The 23,663-nt window shown below is 52.3% G+C and carries 17 protein-coding genes; 9 read left to right on the forward strand and 8 right to left on the reverse strand.

Annotation, left to right across the window (positions count from 1 at the left end):
• On the reverse strand, positions 1–996 hold the full coding sequence (locus D6024_RS18755) for an FAD:protein FMN transferase (protein ID WP_162944872.1): 996 nt from the start codon (positions 994–996) through the stop codon (positions 1–3).
• Between the two features lie 146 nt (positions 997–1,142).
• On the opposite strand from D6024_RS18755, the gene D6024_RS18760 reads away from it, so the two are divergent.
• A complete protein-coding gene (locus tag D6024_RS18760; protein WP_121356289.1) occupies positions 1,143–2,003 on the forward strand; it encodes a sugar phosphate isomerase/epimerase family protein in 861 nt (286 codons plus the stop codon).
• Positions 2,004–2,168: 165 nt separating this feature from the next.
• On the opposite strand, the gene D6024_RS18765 is transcribed toward D6024_RS18760, so the two are convergent.
• Positions 2,169–3,086 (reverse strand): hydroxypyruvate isomerase family protein, encoded by a 918-nt coding sequence (locus tag D6024_RS18765; protein ID WP_121356290.1) that lies wholly within the window; start codon positions 3,084–3,086, stop codon positions 2,169–2,171.
• Between the two features lie 125 nt (positions 3,087–3,211).
• Here D6024_RS18765 and D6024_RS18770 point away from each other — a divergent pair, with 125 nt between their 5' ends.
• Positions 3,212–4,354 (forward strand): glycerate kinase, encoded by a 1,143-nt coding sequence (locus tag D6024_RS18770; protein ID WP_121356291.1) that lies wholly within the window; start codon positions 3,212–3,214, stop codon positions 4,352–4,354.
• Between the two features lie 14 nt (positions 4,355–4,368).
• On the opposite strand, the gene D6024_RS18775 is transcribed toward D6024_RS18770, so the two are convergent.
• On the reverse strand, positions 4,369–5,319 hold the full coding sequence (locus D6024_RS18775; RefSeq protein ID WP_121356292.1) for a D-2-hydroxyacid dehydrogenase: 951 nt from the start codon (positions 5,317–5,319) through the stop codon (positions 4,369–4,371).
• Between the two features lie 341 nt (positions 5,320–5,660).
• Here D6024_RS18775 and D6024_RS18780 point away from each other — a divergent pair, with 341 nt between their 5' ends.
• Both D6024_RS18780 and D6024_RS18785 read left to right on the forward strand, forming a co-directional pair.
• On the forward strand, positions 5,661–7,376 hold the full coding sequence (locus tag D6024_RS18780) for an IlvD/Edd family dehydratase (RefSeq protein WP_121356293.1): 1,716 nt from the start codon (positions 5,661–5,663) through the stop codon (positions 7,374–7,376).
• A 54-nt stretch (positions 7,377–7,430) separates the two neighbouring features.
• Positions 7,431–8,189 (forward strand): SDR family NAD(P)-dependent oxidoreductase, encoded by a 759-nt coding sequence (locus D6024_RS18785; protein ID WP_205573321.1) that lies wholly within the window; start codon positions 7,431–7,433, stop codon positions 8,187–8,189.
• A gap of 250 nt (positions 8,190–8,439) precedes the next feature.
• Here D6024_RS18785 and D6024_RS18795 read toward each other — a convergent pair whose 3' ends face one another.
• On the reverse strand, positions 8,440–9,765 hold the full coding sequence (locus D6024_RS18795) for an MFS transporter (RefSeq protein ID WP_262670731.1): 1,326 nt from the start codon (positions 9,763–9,765) through the stop codon (positions 8,440–8,442).
• A 379-nt stretch (positions 9,766–10,144) separates the two neighbouring features.
• Here D6024_RS18795 and D6024_RS18800 point away from each other — a divergent pair, with 379 nt between their 5' ends.
• Positions 10,145–11,251: a mechanosensitive ion channel family protein gene (locus D6024_RS18800; RefSeq protein WP_121356296.1), complete on the forward strand. Its 1,107-nt coding sequence runs from the start codon at positions 10,145–10,147 to the stop codon at positions 11,249–11,251.
• A 61-nt stretch (positions 11,252–11,312) separates the two neighbouring features.
• Here the strand turns inward: D6024_RS18800 and D6024_RS18805 are convergent, their stop codons facing one another.
• Positions 11,313–13,058, reverse strand: coding sequence for a glycoside hydrolase family 13 protein (locus tag D6024_RS18805; protein WP_121356297.1), 1,746 nt, complete (start codon positions 13,056–13,058; stop codon positions 11,313–11,315).
• Positions 13,059–13,405: 347 nt separating this feature from the next.
• Here D6024_RS18805 and D6024_RS18815 point away from each other — a divergent pair, with 347 nt between their 5' ends.
• Positions 13,406–13,843, forward strand: coding sequence for a hypothetical protein (locus tag D6024_RS18815; protein WP_121356299.1), 438 nt, complete (start codon positions 13,406–13,408; stop codon positions 13,841–13,843).
• Positions 13,844–14,110: 267 nt separating this feature from the next.
• Here D6024_RS18815 and D6024_RS18820 read toward each other — a convergent pair whose 3' ends face one another.
• Both D6024_RS18820 and D6024_RS18825 read right to left on the reverse strand, forming a co-directional pair.
• On the reverse strand, positions 14,111–14,596 hold the full coding sequence (locus D6024_RS18820; RefSeq protein WP_121356300.1) for a GNAT family N-acetyltransferase: 486 nt from the start codon (positions 14,594–14,596) through the stop codon (positions 14,111–14,113).
• Between the two features lie 192 nt (positions 14,597–14,788).
• Entirely contained in the window at positions 14,789–15,229 is a 441-nt protein-coding gene (locus D6024_RS18825; RefSeq protein WP_121356301.1) for a VOC family protein, read from the reverse strand.
• A 357-nt stretch (positions 15,230–15,586) separates the two neighbouring features.
• Between D6024_RS18825 and D6024_RS18830 the strand changes: the two genes are divergently transcribed.
• Complete coding sequence (locus D6024_RS18830) at positions 15,587–18,802, forward strand: VPS10 domain-containing protein (protein WP_121356302.1); 3,216 nt, start codon at positions 15,587–15,589, stop codon at positions 18,800–18,802.
• Here the strand turns inward: D6024_RS18830 and D6024_RS18835 are convergent.
• Positions 18,777–19,082 (reverse strand): hypothetical protein, encoded by a 306-nt coding sequence (locus D6024_RS18835; RefSeq protein WP_121356303.1) that lies wholly within the window; start codon positions 19,080–19,082, stop codon positions 18,777–18,779. The two genes, D6024_RS18830 and D6024_RS18835, sit on opposite strands and share 26 nt — an antisense overlap.
• Between D6024_RS18835 and D6024_RS18840 the strand changes: the two genes are divergently transcribed.
• Positions 19,081–22,527: a ThuA domain-containing protein gene (locus tag D6024_RS18840; protein ID WP_121356304.1), complete on the forward strand. Its 3,447-nt coding sequence runs from the start codon at positions 19,081–19,083 to the stop codon at positions 22,525–22,527. The two genes, D6024_RS18835 and D6024_RS18840, sit on opposite strands and share 2 nt — an antisense overlap.
• Positions 22,528–22,753: 226 nt before the next feature.
• The gene (locus D6024_RS18845) at positions 22,754–23,587 is read left to right on the forward strand and encodes a universal stress protein (protein ID WP_162944873.1); all 834 of its coding nucleotides are present in this window, start codon (positions 22,754–22,756) and stop codon (positions 23,585–23,587) included.
• Positions 23,588–23,663 lie beyond the last annotated feature (76 nt).

Genomic DNA, 23,663 nt, shown 5'->3' on the forward strand with positions numbered 1-23,663 from the left:
TTATGGATTTAATCGCGACCGCATTTCGTCTGTCATGAAATAGGAGACATGGTTGTTGTGCAACTGCGTGATGAGCAGTTGCGCATTGCACCGCTGCACGAGTTTCCGGCAGCTTGCCAGCGGCAGGATGCTGCAGGCGGTCGCCAGCCAGTCGGCCGTAGCGCCGTCGGGTGCCACGACGGTGACGTTCCGTTGAAACTGCACACCATAACCCGTTCGCGGATCGATGATGTGCGAGTAGCGTTTCCCGTTGTACTCCATGTACTGGTAAACGTCGCCGGAGGTGGCAACGGCACTGTTGCTGATGGTGATTGTTTCGGCCAGCAAACCGGTTTCGCTTTCTGGAACGTTGATGCCAACGGTCCAGCCCTTTTTACCCGGTGGCGCGTCGGTGCAGGCCAGGTCGCCGCCGGCATCGGCAAGGGCGGAGGCGATTCCTTTGTCTTTTAAGTAGTCCACAACTTTCTGCGCGATGTGTCCTTTTGCAATGCCCCCAAGGTCGAGCCGCATTCCGGCTTTCAATAGCCTGGCTTCGTTTTTTGCCGTATCCAAAACCATGTTTTTGATACCAACCGTTTTCTTCGCCTCCAGCACGTCGGCTTGTGAAGGAAAGCGTTTGTTCTTTCGTGCGCTGCGCCACAAGCGGCTGAGCGGCCCGATGGTGATATCATAGGCCTGCTCACTTTTCCCCGCCGCTTTTTGGCTCTGAAGCAGGAGAGCAAAGAGGGAAGGAGACACAGGAACGGATCGTCCGCTGCCGGCTGTTTCGTTCAACCGGTTTAGCTCACTGGTTTCGAGGTAGTCGCTGAAAACGGCATTCAATGAATCCACCAGTTCGAACGCCTGTCTGGCCAGCGTTGCCGCGCCAGCCGAATCGGGTGCGTAAAAAACGAGGTGAAACGGCGAACCCATTTTGGCCTGCGTGTACTGGAAACGTTGTTGCGAAAAAGAGGCTGTGCAAGTAAAAGCCAGGAGAAGGAGAAACAAGCGGTGCAAAGGAAATGTGTTTACGGGTTGAGAGGTAAATGTAAAAAAGTTTCGCTTCCGGCCGGCCGACGGTTGCTTTTCAATTGAACAACGAAAAGGGAAGTCGGGAACAAAACAATTGTTTTGTACATTGGTGAGCAAACAGTCTTCCAGCTATGCGATCCATCCGTTCAATCAACCATTTCCAGGCGCACCGGTTTGCGCTGCTTCTGTCATTTTGTTTCGTGCTTGCCGCCAGGGCGCAAATGCCTGTTGGTTTGCAGTTGTATACGTTTCGCGACCAGATTCCCAAAGACGTTCCGGGCATGCTGAAAAAGATCAGCGAGATGGGCTTTCGCTACCTTGAAGGCGGCGGAACCTACAAACTGCCGAAAGAAGAATTCAAAAACCTGTTGCAGCAAAACCACCTGCAGATCGTCAGTTACGGTGCGGACTTTAAAGAACTGCAGGATCAGCCGGAAAAGATAGCGGAAGGAGCCCGTTTTTTTGGCGCAACCTACGTGATGTGTGCCTGGGTGCCGCACGACGGAACAACCTTTACCTTCGACGATGCGAAAAAAGCGGTAGCGGTGTTCAACAAGGCCGGCAAGCTGCTGGCGGCAAAAGGACTCAAACTCGTTTACCATGCACACGGTTACGAATTTCAGCCCTATGCGAATGGCACCTTGTTCGACTACATGCTGAAAAACATGAACCCGGCTTATGCCAATTTCGAGATGGATGTTTTCTGGTTCAGAAATTCGGGCCAGGACCCGGCCGCCTGGCTGCTCAACTATCCCAAACGTTTTTTGTTGCTGCATTTGAAAGACCGCAAGCCCGGTACGCCGGAAAACGTAACCGCCCAGACAGATGTGGAAACCAATGTCGTGTTGGGTACCGGTAACGTCAATATTGCGGCCGTGATGAAAGCCGCGAAAAAGATCGGCATCCGCTATGCTTTTATTGAAGATGAATCGTCGCGGTCGTTGGAGCAGGTGCCGCAAAGTCTTGCTTACCTGAAGGGTCTGCAGAAGTGATGCGATGATAGGATATTTAGATATTGGGATATTGGATATTTTTAGTGGCTGCTTTCAATGCAAATACACGTCGTCAAATTGAAAACGGAATAATGCCGTGTAGCTTTCAGCAATATCTCACTATCTCAATATCATAATATCGAATATCCAATATCAAAAAGGTTCCTACAAAAAGCTATCGTTCTCCCTGTACGCCTGTATCAGTTTCATCTCACCTTCTTTGCCCGGGTAGGCATTGCCGTGTTCCATCCCCAGAACGCCCTTGTAGCCCTTCTCGTAAATGAACTTGAAAATGTTTTTGTAATTCATCTCGCCGGTGCCGGGTTCTTTGCGGCCAGGGTTGTCGCCGATCTGGATGTAGCCGATCTCGTCCCAGGCGGCCTTGAGGTTGTTGATGATGTTGCCTTCGTTGCGCTGCATGTGGTACATGTCGAACAGGAACTTGCATGCAGGGCTGTTGACCGCTTTGCAAATGGCAAAGGTTTGATCGGAGTGGCGCAGGAAAAGATCCGGTGTATCACTCAGCGCCTCCAGCACCATCACGAGGCCGTGTGGTGCCAGGATATCGCAGGCAGGACGCAGGGCTTCTATTACGTTGGCGGTTTGAAAATCTGCAGGCAGGCTTCGTTCATAGTTGCCGGGAACAACGGTCATCCATTTGGCATTGCAACGTTTGGCTGCTTCCACGGCTTCGCGGCAGGCTTTCAAAAATTTTTCCCGCCATTCTTTGTCACCCGAAGCCAGCGACGTTTTCACGGGCCAGTGGTCGAAGTTCACCACGAACACGCCCATGCGCATGCCCAGTTTTCCCAGCAGGCTGCCAATGGCTTCCTGCTCTTTGACCGGGCGGTCCATAAAGCCATTGTCTTCGATGGCGCGGAAGCCCATGTCGTAACTGAATTTGATCTGGTCGAGGAACGAGGCGCCGGCACTGTTCCGGAACATACCGTCGTGTGGGGCATAATCAAGATGAAACGTCTTTTCGGCTAAAGACGTTTTTTTGACGTGTGCAAAAGAAAAAGCCGGGGTGAGAAAAGCTGCGCCGGCCAGTGCGGATTGCTGAATAAAATTTCTTCGTTGCATGGCAATGGTTATCGGCACTATGTTACGAAAATTATCCAACCACGGGTTTATTTTCTTCCAACAGTTTTCCACGGTGCGCTGCCGTTTGCCTATTTTGCAACAAAAGGACACCTGGTCCATCCGCCATGAAAGTTGTCATTGCTGCCGATAAATTCAAACACTCGCTAAGCAGCCTTGCTGTTTGCGAAGCCATTCACCAGGGACTCTTGCTGGCTTCACCGGATTTTAACGTGACGGCGCTGCCGCTATCAGACGGCGGGGATGGCCTCGCCGACGTGCTGGCACATTACCGCCCGTTTGAAAAAATCAAAGACATTGTTTGCGACCCGCTTTACCGGCCGGTGGAAGCCGCGTTCTTGTATGATGCAAATACGAAAACCGCCTTTGTTGAAATGGCCCAGGCCTCGGGTCTGCATTTGCTGAAACCTTCCGAGTACAACTGTGCGGAAACCACAACATATGGCACCGGCCAATTGATCAAAAAAGCGCTGGAATGCGGTGCCCGCAAAATCATTATCGGTATAGGAGGCAGCGCCACCAACGATTGCGGCACCGGCATGGCGGCAGCCCTGGGCTATCGCTTTCTTGATGAAAACGGAAAAGAGGTAAAGCCGGTTGGCAAAAATCTTTCAGCCATCGATACCATTCTTGCTCCCGAAAATAGTACATGGCGGAACTGCGCCTTCCTGGTGGCCTGCGATGTCACGAATTATCTCACCGGAGCAGCGGGAGCCACACGGGTTTACGGTCCGCAGAAAGGCGCTTCGCCAGAAATGGTGAACGAACTGGAAAGTGGTATGAAACGGTTTGCCGGTATCCTGAAAAAGCAGCAGGGCGTAGACGTGGAGTCGGTCCGGGGCGGTGGTGCGGCCGGTGGTATCGGAGCCGGTTGTGTGGCCTTTCTCGGCGCGGAGATCGTCAGCGGGGCGCAGGTGGCATTCTCCTTCAGTGGGGCGGAGCAACACATTCGGGAGGCCGACGTGGTGTTGACCGGAGAGGGCAAACTGGATGAACAAACGGCAAATGGAAAACTGGTGGATGCTGTTGCCCGTTTGGGGCTTAAACACGGCAAGCCGGTAATTGCCTTGTGTGGAACGGTGGCTCTTTCGCCAGTACAAATTAAGGCCTGCGGCTTGACGGCTGCTTTCTCTATCCTCAACCAGCCAATGCCAAAAGAAGAAGCGTTTCAACAGGCCGCATCCTTGCTTTCGCATACTGCTTTTTCCGTGGGACGCATGTTGACGTTAAACGAACCGTATAAAAAATGACTGTTCCGGTTTGGTCAGGCAACCCGGTTGACAGGCGAGCCGTTTAAAAATGCTTGCATGTTTTTCTCCGTCATCTCCATGATCCGCTGTCTTGCTTCGCGGCTCATCCAGGCGTTGTGTGGCGTGATGAGGCAGTTCTTTGCTTCTATCAAAGCCCGGTGTTTTTCCGTCGGCGGTTCTGTGGACAACACATCCAAAGCAGCACCGCCGATCAGGCCTTCATTGAGCGCAGCGGCCAGGTCGTCTTCGTTCACCAATGGACCCCGGGCGGTGTTGATCAAATACGCTGTCGGTTTCATTTTTTGCAGCAGCGCTTTGTTGACCATGCCGGTATTTTCAGGCGTCAGTGGACAATGCAGCGATACGACATCGCTTTCTTCAAAAACAACCTCCAGCGGCCGCTGTTCACCGATATCGGATTGCTTTTCCCTGGGGTTGAAATAAATCACCTTCATGTCAAACGCATCGGCAATGCGGCCCACCTGCTGGCCAATATTGCCAAAGCCCACAATGCCCATTGTTTTACCGCTGATCTCTATGATCGGTTGCAAAGAATAGCTCCAGTCGGCGGCCCGGTTCCAGTCACCGTTTCGTACCGACGTGCTGTGCCGGCCCGCGGCGTTGGTCAGTTCCAGCAGCAAGGCAAACACATGCTGGGCTACAGAGGCCGTACCGTAACCGGGAACATTGCACACAACAATCCCTTTTTCCGCCGCGGCTTTCGTGTCAATGATGTTATAGCCGGTGGCGGTGACGCAAATGCATTTCAGCTTGGGCAGGTTCGCAATGGTTTCCCTGCTGAACGGCGTTTTATTGGTAACGATGATCTCTGCCTCGCGGCATCGTTCTTCGATCAGGTGCGGCGGCGTCCGGTCATGCAAGTGAAGCGGACCAAAGCGGGCAATTCCATCCCAGGTCAGGTCGCCGCCATTCAGCGTAAAACCATCCGTTACAACAATGTTCATTTTTGAAAAGATTGTTTGCGGCTTTAAAATAAGAAAGGATCGCAAAGAGAAGTGCAGGGAAGAAAAAGATGTGTCCATCCACCTTTCAACTGCCTGGCAGTGGGATATTGCGATATTGGGATATTGGATATTGGTGGCGGAAAATTGTCTCTCTGTCTTACTATCCCAACATCTTGCTATCAAATTATTTATCTTGTCCGGGAAAGAAAGATTGCTGCGATCATTTGCGAAACGCATACGAAACGACAGCTTGCTATGCGGCTAAACAGGTAGAACAATGCATGGCGCTGCCGTTTGGCTTGCAGCTTCAACTACAAGATTGACACAACGAAAGCAATACCATGGAAGAGCAAAAATTACGGAGTGCCGGGTGGTTTGGACGAACGGGAAAAGACGGGTTCATTTACCGGGCCTGGATGAAAAAGCAGGGCGTTCCCTCGCATGCCTTCGACGGCCGTCCGGTGATCGGAATCTGCAACACCTGGTCGGAACTCACGCCGTGCAATTCGCATTTCCGCGACCTGGCCGAACACGTGAAAAGAGGCGTGTACGAAGCCGGTGGATTCCCCGTGGAATTTCCCGTGATGTCGTTGGGCGAAACGCTAATGAAGCCAACGGCCATGCTCTACCGCAACCTGGCGTCGATGGACGTGGAGGAAAGCATTCGGGCCAACCCGCTGGACGGCGTGGTACTGCTCTGCGGGTGCGACAAAACCACGCCTTCGCTGGTGATGGGTGCCTGCAGTGTGGACCTTCCGACGATCGTCGTGTCCGGCGGACCCATGCTTACGGGCAAGCACAAGGGAAAAAGCATCAGTACCTCCGATATCTGGCGGTTTTCGGAAGCCAATCGTGCCGGGCAGATGGACGATATGGAAATGACGCTGGCCGAAGCCGGCATGTGCCGCAGCGATGGCCATTGCGCGGTGATGGGCACTGCCTCCACCATGGCCTGCATGGTAGAGTCACTGGGAATTTCGCTGCCCGGTAATGCCGCCATACCGGCACCGGATGCCGCACGAAAGATTATGGCACAACGTTCCGGTTTCGAAATTGTTCGCATGGTGAAAGAAGACCGCAGGCTGTCGGCTATTTTAACGAGGGAAGCGTTTGAAAACGCCATCATGGTCAACGCGGCCATTGGCGGGTCCACCAATTTCGTCATTCACCTGCTGGCCATTGCCGGACGCATTGGCGTTGACCTCGCACTCGAGGACTTTGATACCCTGTCGGCCCGCATTCCCCTGTTGGCCAACCTGCAGCCATCGGGGGCTTATTTTATGGAAGACCTGTATTATGCAGGGGGCCTGCCGGTTGTCATCAAAGAATTGCTGCCGCACCTGCACAGGGATTGCCTGACCGTGAATGGCAAAACAGTAGGGGAGAATTTTGCAACGGCCGAATGTTACGATACCAACATCATCACCGGCATGGACAAGCCATTCAACGTCTTGTCGGGTGTGGTGGTGTTGAAAGGAAACCTTTGCGAAAACGGTGCGGTCATCAAGCCCTCGGCTGCCTCAGCCTCGCTCCTTCAACACAGGGGGCGTGCGGTGGTCTTTGAAGACATCGACGACTATAAAGCCTGCATTGATGATCCGGATCTTGACGTGGACGAAACCAGCGTATTGGTATTAAAGAATGTGGGACCAAAGGGCTATCCCGGCATGCCGGAAGTCGGCAACATGGGACTGCCGGCGAAGCTGCTGGCCAAAGGCGTGACGGACATGGTGCGCATTTCGGATGGGCGCATGAGCGGTACCGGCTTTGGTACTGTTGTGCTGCACGTCTCCCCCGAAGCGGCGGATGGCGGAACGCTGGGCATAGTGCAGGACGGCGATGAGATCATTCTTGATGTGCACCGGCGGTTGCTGCAACTGAATGTTCCGGAGGAAGAAATTGCCGTCCGGAAACAGGCTCAAAAACAACGGACGAATGGGGTGAGCAGGGGCTATGTGCAGCTTTACCAGCAACACGTGGAGGGGGCGCATTTGGGCGCCGATTTCGATTTTTTGCGAGGCCGCTCAGGAAGCGAGGTGACGAAGGATTCGCACTAAGAATTTTGAATAACAAACGAAACGATTTTTCTCATTTCCTAACAACAAGGACGTATGATGCTCAAGGAGAAAGTAGCCATTGTCACCGGAGCCGGGCAAGGCATAGGTTTAGCGATTTGCAAAAAACTCGCAAAGGCCGGGGCGAAGGTTATTGTCAATGATTTGGACGAAGCATTGGCAACGAAAGCTGCAGAAGAAATTACGGCCAGCGGTGGGGTTTGCCTTCCGGTACCAGGGGATTCAAGCGATCTTTCGATCATCCATCAGCTGGTGGAAACAGCCGCTTCTCATTTTGGGCGGTTAGATATCGTTGTGGCAAATGCCGGCATTACGCTGTTCGGTGATTTCTTTGCCTACAGGCCCGATGATTTTTTTCGTGTGCTGCAGGTGAATTTGGGCGGTACGTTTTTCCTGGCGCAGGCGGCTGCCAATCAAATGAAAATGCAGGAGAGTGGCGGCACCTTGCTGTTCATGTCCTCCGTGACGGGCCACCAGGCGCACAAAAACCTGGCGGCTTATGGCATGACCAAAGCCGCCATCGAGATGCTCGCCAAAAACCTTGTGATTGAGCTTTCGCCTTTCCGGATCAATGTCAACGCCATTGCTCCCGGCGCCACGGCCACCGAGCGGACACTGGAAGATCCGGCATACACAAAAACCTGGTCCCGCATTACACCCATGGGCCGGCCGGCCAGTGTCGAAGACATTGCGGCTACGGCCTTGTTTCTCGTCTCCGACGAAGCCAGGCACATCACCGGGCAATCATTGGTGGTGGACGGTGGGTGGACGAGTGTCAGTCCCTCGCCGTATTGAAAATTTCAGCCGTTGCAAATGTTAATCACCTTCCCCGATGTGTCTCCCGCAGCGAACTTTTTTTGAAGGAAAATGTTGGCGGGGACGGATCGGAGAAGTCGATCCGCTCCATCGGCCTTATCCGCATTCCCATGTTGATCCAAAAAAATGGAAACGATTTCAAACCATCATTTGCAATAAAGCAAAAAAGGAGAAAGGATATCTAAACCAGATATTCTTTCTCCTTTTTGGAAATTTATCATTGAAAGGGTTAGTGAACAGCCATCGTCATTTCACTTTCCGTCGCTTCGGTCTTTGCATTTTTTTGCCAGATGAAGAAGATGATAAACGCCACGATCAGGATCGCAGGGAAGGTCATCATCTTTATCAATGACTGTTGGCCGGTGGCCAATTCCAATGCCGTTCCGGAAAGGCCTTTGGCCGTATTCGCGGCCCGGGCCGAATCAATCCAGCCACCGATGATAGGCTGGAAGATAGAGGTGGAAAACATGCCGACACCACCCACGATGGACATACCCAATGCACTGCTGCGGGGTACCCGGTGAGCAACCGAACCAATCATAACCGGCCAGAAATAACAGATGCCAAGCGCATAGACGATTGCCGCCACGTAGGCCATCGGTCCCGTGACGCTGCTAAACAAATAAATGCCGATCGTTGCCAGAATAGCACCCATCAGCAAAACACCCGTTTGACCCAGGCGTCCCACAACCGGACCGGCGAAAAAACGGCCGACAGCAGAAATGCCGTTTGTTAACGCCAGGATGAGCATGGCGTTGGCACCACTGGCACCCAACACGATGCTAACCCATTGACTGGGGCCAAACTCGGTGATTGCGGTGAGCGCCATGCAGCAGAACAGGAAAATATAAACCGGGCTTCCCATGGCCTTGAAGTTCTCCTTGAAAGAGGTCGCCTCGGCCACGTGTGATTTTGGAAACGTCTTGCCGAAAAATAAAACAGCATACGCAACAGTCGGGATCATTGTCACCCACATTTGAGCCTGCCAGCTTGCCCCCATCTTTGTCATGAAGAAGGAGATGAGGGAACCCACCAAAATGCCACCCGGGAACCACATGTGGAACCGGCCGAGCATTTTTTGCATGGTTACCCCCGAATACATATCCGCGATCATCGGGTTACAGGCGGCCTCGGTACAGCCATTTCCCACACCGATCAGGAGCGTGGAGATGAGCAGGGTGTTGTAGCCACCGGCAAAAATGGTTAACAGGATACCGGCGGTGTGACAGAAAAAGGCAACGGTCATAATCGTTTTCGGACCAATCGTATGGTAAAATATTCCGCCCAAAATCATGGAAATCGGGAAGCCTAAAAACCACATGGAGTTGATGAATCCAAGCTGTTCGGCTGTAAGCCCGAAACTTTCCCCCAATTGCGGGAGGATCCCGGCACGGATGGAAAATGTAAAGGCGGTTGTAATGAGTGCAAAGCAACTCCCGTTAAACAGGGCGCTTTTGTTGATGTTTGCGTTTGATTGACCTGTGTTAGTGGGTTTCATGATGCAAGCTGTAGTTTTTTTTATAAAGGTGATGAATGTACTGCTTTCCCTTTTCAAACGAAAAGGTTTTCATGCAGGTAAAATAAACACATAAAGAGCAATTTCCTGCAACAAAAAAAGGAAGTTTAAATCTAGTGCTGCGTCACCGTTCTTCTTCGGGTGGACAGGCCTCACAGGTTTTCGAAACCTGTGAGGCCTGTCCGGTTTTACCTGAAAAGAAAATCCTGAACGAGCAGGAGTGTTTTTAAGGCATTGCCCTTTGTCCTGACAACGATAATCCGGCAAATGAATAAAGGTCGATTTGCCGGCGTTTTTAAACTTTGACCGAAACAGCGGTGCGGAAGATCGCCTGTGTGGGCTATTATTTGGCGGGTAAAATGGAGCCGGCAGGCATTAGCATTTAACAGGCAAGTATAATTTTTGCTGCGGATAGCACATGCAAAAAATTGTGACAGACCTGCTGCGGCAATGGAACCTGAATCCGTATGTCTGGAACTTTCTTTTGATTGCTGCTGCACTGCTGGTTGGTGTCGCCGTAAGTTTTTTTCTCCGGTTATTCATTCGCCAGAAGACCGGGACCGAAATGAAATTCAGCCTGGTGCAGTCGCTGCTGCGGCACCTTTCCAGTCCTGTTGCGTTTTTGATCCCGCTCTTTTTTTTTGATGCCCTGATCCCGCTGCTGCAAATGCCTTCTGCGGTGCGGCAATACATCGCCAGGGCAAGCGAAATCGTCATGATCATTGGCTTTGCCTGGTTGCTGATCCGCTGCATCAAGGTAGCGCAGGACATTGTGCACGACAAGATCAACATCAACGTCAGCGACAACCTGCGGCAACGGCAGATCATGACTCAACTGATCTACATCCGGCGGGTGGCAAGCAGCATCATTATCCTCCTGGCCATCGGCGCCGTGCTGCTTTCGTTTGATACGCTGCGAAAGATCGGTACGGGTTTGCTGACCGGCGTAGGCATCGGCGGCATCATCATTGGCTTTGCGGCACAGCGGTCGCTGGCCAATTTGCTGGCGGGCTTCCAGATCGCGTTTACGCAGCCCATCCGCATCGACGATGAAGTGATCGTGGAAGGCGAGTTTGGCAAGATCGAAGAGCTGACGCTGACCTACGTAGTCGTACGCATCTGGGACAACCGTCGTATGATTCTTCCCATCAATTATTTTTTGGAAAAGCCGTTTCAAAACTGGACCCGCACAACGGCCGAGATCATCGGCAGTGTTTATTTCTATGCCGATTACACGTTGCCGATGGAATGGGTGCGCAACGAATTCAACCAGATCATCAAAGACCACCCGTTGTGGGACGGGCAGACCGCCGGTGTGGTGATCACCAGTTTGAACAAGGATGTTATGGAAATCAGAGGGATCGTCAGTTCACGGTCTTCGGGCAACAATTTTGACCTACGTTGTCACATCCGCGAGCAATTACTGCAGCGCATCGTGGACGTGTACCCGCAATGCCTGCCGCGGACAAGAGCCCTGTTGCAGGAAGAGGTCACCCAAAAAGAAGACTTGCAAAATGCCGGGTAAATAAACGGCAGACTCTTTTTCAGTAAGATGCTGTTCGAAACGAACAGTGTACCCAGCCCGGTTATAATTTGTACACCGCGGCCTGGTAAGGTTTCAATATCAGTGTTGTTTTTTCTTTACCAACCAGTGGCGCTTCTTTGTAGTTGGACAAAAGCAGTTTCGCCCTGGAAAGATTGAGCCCAGGCCTGGTCTGTGCATTCGCGGAGGAAAAGTTCAGGACGATCAACATTGTTTGCCCTTCGTCTTTTCTTGTATAGGCATACACGGCAGGGTTGGTTTTATCCAGCAGTGTATAATTGCCATAAACGAGAACGTCTGTGTTTTCTTTCCGCAGTTGTACCAGGCGTCGGAAATAATTGAGACAACTGTTGGGATCCGCTTCCTGCGAAGCGGCATTGATGCGACGGTAATTGGCAGCTGTTTTGATCCAGGGTTTGCCGGTTGTGAAGCCGGCATTGGCACTGCTGTCCCACTGAAACGGTGTTCGCCCGTTGTCACGGCTTGTAGCCTGCAGGCGCCGGAAGAGCGCCTGTACATCACCGCCTGTATTTTTCACATGTCGGTATTCGTTGAGCGTTTGCACGTCCCTGAAATCATCAATCTTTTCAAAGCCGGCATTGGTCATGCCCAACTCGTCGCCGTTGTAGCAGTACGGCGTTCCCCGCATGGTCAGGATGAAAGTGTTCAGCAGTTTGGATGAAGCCTCCCTGAATTTTGGACTGTCGTTTCCAAATCGGCTGACCATCCTTGCCTGGTCGTGGTTGGCCAGGAAGACCGAAAGCCAGCCGCTCCGGGCAAAAGCGCTGTCCCAGCGGGAGAACACTTCTTTGAAGTGCAAAAGGCTGTAGCCTGCGGGTTTGGCAATATCAACGCCTTCAAAGGCGTAAGCCATGTTCAGCTCGCGACGGTTTTCATCCACCAGGTTGTGCGCATCGGTGAACGAATTGCCGGCGCCTTCCGCCACACTCATCACGTTGTATTTGCTGAGCACTTCCTTGTTCATCTCCTGTAAATAGCCGTGCAGGTTTCCCTGCATGGCGTAGTACTGCACAAAGGACTTTTCAAAGCCTTCAGGGAAGGCCGGGTAGGTGGTGTCTTTGGCCACAAACTGGAACGCATCCAGCCGGAAACCGTCGATGCCCTTTTCCGCCCAAAACCGCATGATGTCGTACACCTCCTGCCGCAGCTTCGGATTTTCCCATTTCAGGTCGGGTTGTTTTTGCGAGAAATAATGCAGGTAATAGGCATTGGTCAGCGAGTCGTATTTCCAGGCATCGTGCGCCACATCGAACAGGCTGTAACGGTACGGCGGCTTGCCGTTTTCTGCGTTCCACCAGTGGTAATAATCCCGGTAAGGACTGGTCCGGGAACTGCGGCTTTGTTTGAACCATTCGTGCTCGTCGCTGCTGTGGTTCACCACCAGGTCCATCACCAGTTTGATCCCGCGGTCGTGCAGGCCTTTCAGCAGGGCATCAAAGTCGGCCATCGTTCCAAAATCCTTCATGATGTTCCGGTAGTCGCTCACGTCGTAGCCGTTGTCGTCGTTGGGTGAGCTGTAAATAGGGTTCAGCCAGACAGCCGTAATGCCCAGGCTTTTCAAATAATCGAGGCGGGAAAGGAGGCCTTTCAGGTCGCCGATGCCGTCGCCGTCGCTGTCCTGGAAGCTGCGGGGATAGACCTGGTAAACGATCGCCTCCTTCCACCATTTTTTTCCTGAAGCCGTAGAAGTTCCAGGCTGACCGTATCCTGTCTTGAAGCAAAGCACAAGAAAAGAAAGTAGGGTCAGTAAAAGCAAACCTCGTTGCATAAGCAAATTTTGAATGCGGGTAAAGTGTCAGCGTTGGAAAAGGCGCCTGTTTACTAAGATACGATATTGCGCAGCGGCAGCGCCGTTCGATGCGGCGAACGGCGCGGACCAGCAGATAGGAAAGACTTTCCTCAGTCGTCTTGGTTCCGGTTGCTACAACGCCTTTCATCAAGAAAGGAGCGCAAACGAAATAAGGTATTGGGAAGAACCTTTACCATGCAGCACAGTGTTCGCATTTCATCCAGGCGGCAGCAATGTCGTATCAACCGGTGCGCCGTTTTCTACCCGGGAATTTGATAAATGGCCGCTGTAAACTATACTTGCCACCGGGACATAATGATTACAACATGAAAAAACAAAAACCCGGTGAAGCCGGTTTGTTACCTTTTTATTGCAAGAAAGTAGGACTTGCCGTGATGCTGCTGGCCTTTGTTCCTGCCGCTATCGTCAAAATCCTGCATGTTGCGATAGAGCCGGCAAACAAGGAATTTTTTCGATTGCTCACGATGAATGCTTTTATCCTTGGCCTGCTCCTGGTTGCCCTGGCAAAGGACAGGGTGGAAGATGAAACGACAATGGTCATTCGCCGAAAAGCGATGGCGTGGGCCTTTGTCACGGCCGTTCTGCTGGTCATCATCAAACCGCTCGTTGATTTGCTTATGAACGAACGGGTTGCCGACATGAAAAGCCAGGAACTTGTCGTCAGCATGCTCTTTGCCTACCTGTTGATGTATTACCTCCAAAAGAAAGGCCGCCGCGTTGCGGCAAACGGGCAATCGGATTAAGCACAATAGTGTGAAAGTAGCCTGCTTATTTTTCCCTGACGATTAGGAGACAGGCGGACAAAGTATCCTTGTTTTAGGTTGGTGTATCGACTCTCTCTCTTGTCGCAGTGGGAAAATCGTTCGAAATTCTTCCAAGCGAAGGCAGGGATTTCCGTACCACCGCTTAATAGGGTTATGAAAGCAGGCGCATTCCGTTTGCCGGGAGAATGCTGTCAGCGGCGTTCTTGGCAATATGATCTCGTAGCGTGTTTATCAGTTGTTCGGTGGTCAGGTCAGTTTATAGATAAATTCTTCAATTTCTTCCCCGCGTGCATTTGCAAAACCTTTGTCGGAACCGATTTTGACAAACCCGCATTTTTCCAAAACTTTTTGTGACCCAATATTGTCAAACGCAACGCGTCCAAAAATCGGTCTGGTAGTTTCAATGGCAAGAAAGTCTGTTAGCGCTTTTGTTGCAACTCCCTGGCCCCAAACGTTCCTGTCTATCCAATAGGTGATTTCGGCATCGCCGTCCATTACAAACTTCGCGATACTTCCGGCTATTCGATTGTCGATAATGATTGTCTGGTTGTTTATTGCCGGGTCGCTCAACAACTTTGTGTATTTGGTTAAGTATGCTGATTTGTCTGTTGGGTCCTTAGGTGTAAATGCAGCCAGGTAGCCTGCTTCTTTGTCCAGTTGAAACTGAAAGAGATTGTCTAAGTCTGAAACTTCTGTTCGCCTAAGTTTTATGTCCAGCTTGTTGTTCGTCATACAGTTTGTATAGATAGAGTTTGCAATTGGTTCCGGTCGTCCTGAGAAGTTTTTTGGCGGTTCATGGCGATGGCAGGGCATTTGACAACCGTCCGACGGAATCATCCACAAATGCAGGTAGAAGTTCAAATGGTCAATTACTTGTGTCAGCCCTGCCTTCCAGTTACCATGCAGGCTTCGTTTTTTTCGTCCCTATTTTTCCGCTGTATTTTTTGGGTCGAAATCCACCATCCATTCAATACCGTATTTGTCTCTAAAGCATCCAAAATAGGAACCCCAGGGACTGTCACCAATCGGGCCTTCTATTTGTCCTCCTACCGAAAGGCCATTAAATAGTTTGTCTGCTTCTTCTTTGCTTTCCGCACTGATTGCGATTTTGCTTCTGTTCTCATTTTCGTTTGTTCGTCCCATACTTTCCGGGACATCATTCGCCATCAACAGATTGTTTTTACCGATAGGTAAAGCAATGTGTAGAATTTTGTCCTGCTCTTTTTCTTCTACCGGGAACCCGGAACTTGCAAGGTCTTTGAAACGAATAACCTTTGCAAACTCTCCGCCAAATACTGATTTGTAAAAGGTGAACGCTTCTTCGGCGTTTCCGTTGAAATTAATGTGAGGATTGATGCGTGCCATAGTTGAGATCATTGATTTGTTAGTGTTCAAACATACCACTTAACCACAAAATAAATAAGGTAGAATCGCGGCAAAAAAACAGGTCGATTGCGCCAAGAGTCAGATGGATATGTCGGCCTGAATTGGTGCAGTTTGTTAATTGCAATGACGCCTTCGTTTATCCGCTTTTGCGCTGGGTATTTGATATCCGCATGCGCAGCCACTGTACATAAACTATCAGTTGACAACGACCCGTTGAAAGGGATTGATCGAAACACAAATTGCCCTTGACCGCAAGGCGGCTTCCTTGCCTCTGGGGAATATCTGGCGGACGGATGTTCATCTCTCCCTATCTTCAAACCATCCAATCAACTGTACATGAAAAAAATTGTTTTTCTCTCCACATTGCTTCTTTCCCTTTTCCAACTGCAGGCGCAGCAAAAGCCTGGGAAGAAAAAAGAAACACAACCCTTGCCAACCATTTCCTCACCGGCCGAAACCGACTCCAGCCTGCGGGCCTTGCGGTGGCGCAACATCGGGCCTTTCCGTGGTGGCCGTTCGGTGGCCGTATCCGGCGTGGTGCATGATCCACTTGTTTATTACATGGGCACTACCGGCGGCGGCGTCTGGAAAACGGTTGATGCCGGCGCCAACTGGCAAAACATCTCGGATGGTTTTTTTACCACGGGCTCCGTGGGCGCCATCGCGGTGAGTGAAAGCGATCCGAACGTGGTCTTTGTAGGCATGGGCGAACATGCACCACGCGGTGTGATGACTTCCTATGGCGATGGCGTTTACAAATCGACCGATGCCGGTAAAACCTGGAAGAAAATGGGGCTTGCCCTTACCCGCCACATTGCGGCCATTCGCATACATCCATCCAACCCCGACGTCGTGTACGTAGCAGCACAAGGTGCGCTGCATGGCCCGTCCGAAGAACGCGGCATTTACAAATCAACGGATGGTGGAACAACCTGGAAAAAGATTTTGTACGTGGATGAAAACACCGGTTGTGCAGACCTGAGCATGGACATGAACAATCCGCGTATCCTGTATGCCGCCATGTGGGATCACCGTCGCCTGCCCTGGGAAATCCGCAGCGGAGGGCCCGGTAGCAATTTGTACAAATCAACGGATGGCGGCGAAACCTGGACAAAACTGACAAAGGGCCTGCCGGCCGAAAAAGGCAAGATGGCTATCGCGGTCAGTCGTGCTAACGGCGAAAAAGTCTATGCCCTTATCGAAAGTGATACGCAAAAGGAACAGGGTGGCCTGTTTGTGAGCGACGACGCCGGCAAAAGCTGGAACCGCATCAGCAAAGACCACCGCCTGGTGCAACGGGCCTGGTATTACATCGAGATCGCCCTGGACCCGCAAAACGAAAACGTGGTGTATGTGTTCAACTCTCCCGGCCTGCGTTCGGCTGACGGGGGAAAAACATGGACCAATATCCGTGGTACACATGGCGACTACCACCAGCTCTGGATCAATCCCCTCAATGGCAAAAACATGATCATCGCCAACGACGGTGGTGCAGCCGTGAGCTTCAATACCGGCAAAACTTGGTCGACGCAAATGAACCAGCCCACGGCCCAGTTCTATCGCGTCAATGCCGACAACAAGTTCCCGTACAACGTATACGGTGGCCAGCAGGACAACACCTCGGTGATGATCGCCAGCCGCAATCTTTCCGGCTTCAATATCAGTGAACGCAACTGGGCGCCTTCGGCCGGTGGCGAGAGCGCCTTTTTGGCCTTTAACCCCGACAATCCGCGCTACGTGATGGGCGGCAGCTACCAGGGCACCATCGAAGTGCTGGACCAGCAGTTGAACGAAGGCAAGGGCGTGATGGCGGCACCGGTGCAGTACCAAAGCCTGCAGCCCAAAAACATGAAATACCGGTTCAACTGGAACGCACCTATCGTGCATTCGCCCAGCGATACGGGAGTGTTCTATCACGGCGGCAATGTCCTGTTCCGCACAAGGGACAGGGGCCTTAACTGGGACGTGATTTCACCCGATCTCACCCGGCACGACACGGCCAAAATGGGCATGAGCGGCGTGCCGTACACCAACGAAGGCGCCGGTGGTGAGAACTATGCAACGCTTGCATATGTAGTCGAATCGCCCTACGAAAAAGGCGTGATCTGGACCGGCAGCGATGACGGCCTGGTGTACCTGACACGGGACAACGGCAAAACCTGGAACAACGTCACGCCGGCCGGACTCAGTGAGCGGCTAATCAACTGCATCGAGGTTTCGCCACACGACAAAGGCACTGCTTATATCGCTACCACACGCTACAAGTTCAACGACTTCACACCGGCTTTGTACAAGACGACCGATTACGGCAAAACATGGACGGCTATCAACAACGGCATCCCCTACGGTGCATACACCCGTTGCATCCGCGAGGACGATGTGCGCAAAGACCTGCTCTATGCCGGCACCGAAACAGGTTTTTACGTATCGTATGATGGTGGCCGCCACTGGAAACAGCAGCAACTGAACCTGCCTGTTACACCCATCACGGACCTGAAGGTGCACAAGGGCAACCTGATTGCCGCCACCATGGGCCGTGCGTTTTGGATCCTGGATGACCTGTCCGTGTTGCGGCAGATGGTGGGTCGCGATACGACAAAACTGTTTGCCCTGCTAAAGCCTTCCGATGCCTATCGTGTTTCGGGCCGCAGTGCGCTGGATGTGGTGCGGGAAGAAGATGATGATGCTCCTGTGATGGGCAATGCAGGTACCAACCCCACATCGGGTGTTTCGCTGTATTATATTTTGCCGGCAAAGCCGGATTCAGCAAAGTTGACGCTGGAGATCCTGGACGACAAAGGCGCTCTCGTTCGCAAATATTCCACCAAGGCCGATCCGAAATTCGTTGCCTTTCCCGGCGGCCCGGAAGCCGACCCGTTGTTGCCGAACAAACCAGGGTTGAACCGCTTTGTGTGGGACCTGCGTTATGCCACGTTGCCCGGTGTACCCAATGTCTTCATCGAAGGCAGCTATGAAGGCCGCAAAGTGGCTCCCGGCACGTACACGGCCCGCCTGAAGCGAAACAACGAAGAGCAGACAACAACGATCAGCGTACTACCCGATCCGCGCATCAATGCAACCGCTGCAGCCTACGCGGCGCAGCAGCAAACACTGTCGGAAGTGGACAGCAAGATCGGTGAGATACATAATGACGTGAACCAGATGCGGGTGGTGCGCAAACAGGTCACGGACCTGGTGGCCTTGCTGACCGACACGGTGGCGTACAAAAACGTGATCGACAACGGCAAAAAGCTGGTGAAAGACATTACGGCCTGGGAAGAAAAGCTGGTGCAGCCCAAAGCGCAAAGCAATGATGACATCATCAACTTTGTGAACATGCTGAGCGCCGACTACATTTTCCTGCGAGGGGAGATGGACACCAACATCCCGGACGTGACCACCGGTCAAAAGCAACGGCTTGCCGAACTGAATGCCCAATGGCAGCCGCTGAAAAATGAATACGCCGGCCTGCAAAAAAAGGTGGCCGATTTCAATGCACTTTGCCGCGGCGCCAACATCGAGAAAATTACCATCCCGGCTGCTGCGGAATAGGCAATTGGTAACCAAAAAATAAAAGCGGGCCGACGAAACGTTTGTGTTGTCGGCCCGCTTTTATTTTGTTCCGGTGCAACGGAAAGACGGCGTACAGGATTGATGCTTGCAAAAGCACTGGCAGTAAAGGATGGTAGTTTAAAAAAAACAAGTAGTTTAGTACGCGACAGCAAGAGGTATTTCCGTAACGACTGGCGATTGCAATCCACCACTGTAAAAAAACAGTGAACCATTCTCCAAAGTTTTTAGTGCCCTTGTTCTTTAAACGCTCAACAAACATGAAACGATTTCCGAAACTTCTACAACCATTCGCATGGCTTTTGGTTTTGCTCGTGGCCATTTCATCGTGTTCCAAACGCTCGGGTAATCCCCGCATTCTTGTTTTCAGCAAAACGGCCGGGTACCATCACGAGTCCATTCCTGATGGCATTGCCGCTATTCAAAAACTGGGAAGCCAGAACAAGTTTTCCGTCGACACCACCAGCAACGCCGACTGGATCACCGAAGACAGCCTGAAAAATTATTCCGCCGTTGTGTTTTTAAGCACAACGGGTGATGTGCTCAACAACTACCAGGAAGCGGACCTCGAACGTTACATACAGTCCGGTGGCGGCTTTGTAGGCATCCATGCCGCGGCCGACGCCGAATACGACTGGGGCTGGTACGGCCGGTTGGTGGGCGGTTATTTCCTGACCCACCCGGGGATCCGTGATTCGTTTCCGAACGTGCAACCCGGCACACTACAGGTGGTGAACAAAAATCATGTTTCTACCAAAGACCTGCCGGAACAATGGAAACACACCGACGAGTTTTATTCGTTTAAAAAAATGGACAGCACCGTCAACGTGTTGATAAAAGTGGATGAAGGCAGCTTTAAAGGTGGCTACATGAACGGCAACCACCCGATGGCCTGGTACCACGATTTCGATGGCGGCCGCTCCTGGTATACCAACCTAGGTCATACAAAAGAAACATTTCGCGAAGACCTTTTCCTGAAGCACTTGCTGGGTGGGATTCAATATGCCATCGGCGACAACAAAAAACTGGATTACGACAAAGCCAAAACAGCCAGGGTGCCGGAAGAAAACCGCTTTGCGAAAACCATGCTGGTTACCGGGCAGTTGTTTGAACCAACCGAAATGACCGTTTTGCCCAACCTCGACATTCTCATTGCGCAGCGCCGCGGCGAGATCATGCTGTACAAAAAAGGCGACTCCATCCTGAAACCCGCCGGCTTTCTCAACGTATACTGGAAAACCAACACTCCCGGCGTAAATGCTGAAGAAGGCGTGCTGGGACTGAAAGCCGATCCGAATTTTGCCAAGAACCATTATGTCTATGTGTTCTACAGCCCCATCGATACATCGGTGAACCGCTTGTCGCGTTTCAAATTCGAGAACGACAGGATCGACTCGGCTTCCGAAAAGGTCGTGTTGCAGTTCCATTCGGACCGTGAGATCTGCTGCCACACCGGCGGCTCGATTGCCTTCGACAAGGACGGCCTTCTCTACGTTTCCACCGGCGACAACTCCACGCCGTTCGACGAGCCCAAGCAACCGCATCCCAATGGCGGCTATGCACCACTCGACGACCGCCCGGGACATGCGCAATACGATGCCCGCCGCACCGCCGGCAACCCCAATGACCTGCGCGGAAAAATCCTGCGCATCCGTGTAAAGGAAGACGGCAGTTATGAAATTCCCGCAGGCAACCTTTACGCGAAGGGCACGCCGGGCACCCGTCCCGAGATTTACGTGCAGGGCGACCGCAATCCCTATCGCATTTCCATCGACCAGAAAAATAACTACCTCTATTGGGGTGAAGTGGGTCCCGACGCCGGCAAGGACAGCCTGGCGGTAAGAGGCCCCCGCGGATACGACGAAGTGAACCAGGCCCGCAAGGCCGGCTTTTTTGGCTGGCCGTTCTTTATCGGGAACAACTTTGCTTACCGCGAATTTGATTTCAACACCGGGGCCGCCGGGCAATTCTTTGATCCGGCCAAACCGGTCAACACGTCCCGCAACAATACCGGCATGCAAAACCTGCCACCGGCACAACCGGCATTTATTTGGTACCCCTACGGCGATTCTCCTGACTTTCCGCAAGTGGGCAGCGGTGGCCGCAATGCCATGGCCGGCCCGGTTTACTACACCGACATGTTCCCGAAAGAAACCCGGCTGCCCGATTACTATAACAACAAGCTGTTTATCTACGACTGGATCCGCGGCTGGATCAAAGCCGTGACGATGTTGCCCAACGGTGACTTCGACAAAATGGAGCCTTTCATGCAGCACACCAAGCTGAATAACGTGATCGACATGGAAGTGGGACCAGACGGGAAAATCTATATGCTGGAGTATGGCACCGGGTGGTTCAGCAAAAACCCCGATGCGGGCCTGTCACGGATCGATTACAACGGCGGCAACCGTGCGCCCTTAGTGGCTGGATTGGATGTAGACAAAACCTCTGGTGATCTGCCGTTCAAACTGGTGGCAACCGTCCATGCATCAGACCCCGAAAACGATCCGATGACATACGAGTGGCACATCGGCAATACTGTAACAGAAACTAAAGTGCCACGGCTGGAGCACACCTTCAGCAGTGCTGGTGATTATGCCATTTCCGTAGTGGTAAAAGACAAGCAGGGCGCTGCTTCAAAGAGTGTTCCCGTGCAGGTTTATGCCGGAAACGAAGCGCCGGTTGTTGACATCGATATTAAAGGAAACCAATCTTTTTATTTCCCCGATCAGCCGGTTAACTATGCCGTGCAGGTAACGGACAGGGACGACCCGTCGGCAACAGCCGATCCAAAAAACATTTGGGTCTCGGCCGATTACGTGGAAGGCTACGACAAGGCCGGCGCTTCGATGGGCCACCAGGTTATGTCGGAGGCCATGGCAGGACGCAGCCTCATGGAATCGCTGGACTGCAAGAGCTGTCATAAAGAAGCGGAAAAATCCATCGGCCCTGCGTACACGGCCGTGTCTCAACGCTACCAAAAGAATCCCGATGCCGTTTCGCACCTGGTCAACAAAATTATCAAAGGAGGTTCAGGTGTGTGGGGTGAAACCGCCATGCCGGCGCACCCGAATTTGCCGGAAGGCGATGCCCACCAGATCGTGACCTGGGTGTTGTCGCTGGCTGCCGAAGGGCAAAAGCCGCAATCGCTGCCCGTCAGCGGTACCTTAAAACCCACGCTGGCCAAGGCGCCGAAAGACGACGGTGTATTGGTGGTCTCCGCCAGCTATACCGATAAGGGTACGGCGGGCACAAAGCCGCTGACCGGCAATACCTCGGTCGCTTTAAAGAACAGCAAGGTCAGTGTTGCGTATGCTCACCACCTGGAAGGCATGTCGAAGCAGGCCTTTAACGGAATGCTCTTTTTGTTGGTGCCGAAAAACAAGGCCTCCTTTAGTCTCGACAGCATCGATCTGACCAACGTTTCTATTGTGGAGCTGCAGGCAGGAGGCGACAAGGCGCCGAAATACGGCTACACGTTCGAGCTTCGCCTCGATAGTCCCACGGGCAAAAAGATCGGGGAGGGAACCGTTCCGCCCGGCAACAAAGGCGCAAAGACAACGGGTGGTTACCGTGCAGTAGTTCCGGTAAAAATGGAACCCGTGACGGATGGAAAAATGCACAACCTTTATTTTGTGAGCAACGTGCTGAACCCGCAGGAGGAAGGCAACTTTGCCCTGACGGCCGTACGGTTCCGGGCAAAATAAAAGACCGGCTGCAACACAATGCAAACAGCTTTATAGCCCGAAATAATTCTATGGTTTTTTGAAATGGCATGTGGCAACACATGCCATTTTTCTTTGCCGGTGAAACCTGTAGCGACACGCCGCGGCGTGTCGCTACAGGCTGGGTATTTAACCACCGTCATCCCTTGCCCTAATCCCCGTCATGGCCACCGCTCTTTTGCCGGTCTACCTTTACGGAAAAAGGAAAATGGAAAAGATTGTCCTTCTCCTCAATGCCCATAAACCCGATGTGGCCTCCATTGATTTTGCCTGTCGCATTGCTACGATGGAAAAGGCAAAAATCGTCGGGCTGTTCATCGAAAACCTTTTCGAGCCTTCCGCGAAAAAAGAGTCATCATCGGAATCGTATTTTACGTCTTCGCAGCAGCCGGATACGGTTGCCGTTGCCACAGATACAGACCAGTCCATCCGGTTTTTTGTACAGGAATGTGCCCGGCAGAATGTGCAGACAGAAACCTATCTCGACAAGGGTGAGCCGATCCAGGAAACCCTGTTCGAAAGCCGTTTTGCCGACCTGCTCATCATCGATCCCCACCTCGATTTTTACGAGGGCACCGAGCAGTTGCCTTCGCATTTTGTCAAAGAGATCCTGGCCGGCGCCGAATGCCCGGTGCTCCTGTCGCCGGACAAATTTTCTGCCTTCGATGAAGTTGTTTTTTGTTACGATGGCAGTGCTTCTGCCGTCTTTGCCATGAAGCAGTTTACCTACCTGCTGCCTTCTTTCCAAACCAAAAAAGCCTTGTTGCTTGAAGTGAATAAAACCGGAAAAGAAGAATTTGGCGAAGACCACCGCCGCATCATGAGCTGGCTCCAGGCGCACTACCCGGTCGTTCACTTCCAGGCCCTTGCCGGCCGTGCGAAAGACGAACTTCTTTCGTTCTTTTTTATGCGGGCAGGCCTGCTCATTGTTATGGGGTCGTATGGCCGAAGCCAGTTATCCAATTTTTTTAGCCACAGTGCCGCCGAAGGCCTTATCCGCACCGTTGACCTGCCCATTTTTATTGCACACAACAACCTGTAACAGGCTTGTGCCTGCGAGGCGGCATGGTCAAAAAACAACCCAATTGCCCAACGCCGGCACCTGCCGGGCCAACCGA

The sequence above is a fragment of the Flavisolibacter nicotianae genome, from assembly GCF_003628535.1.
In the GTDB taxonomy this organism is placed as follows: domain Bacteria; phylum Bacteroidota; class Bacteroidia; order Chitinophagales; family Chitinophagaceae; genus Flavisolibacter; species Flavisolibacter nicotianae.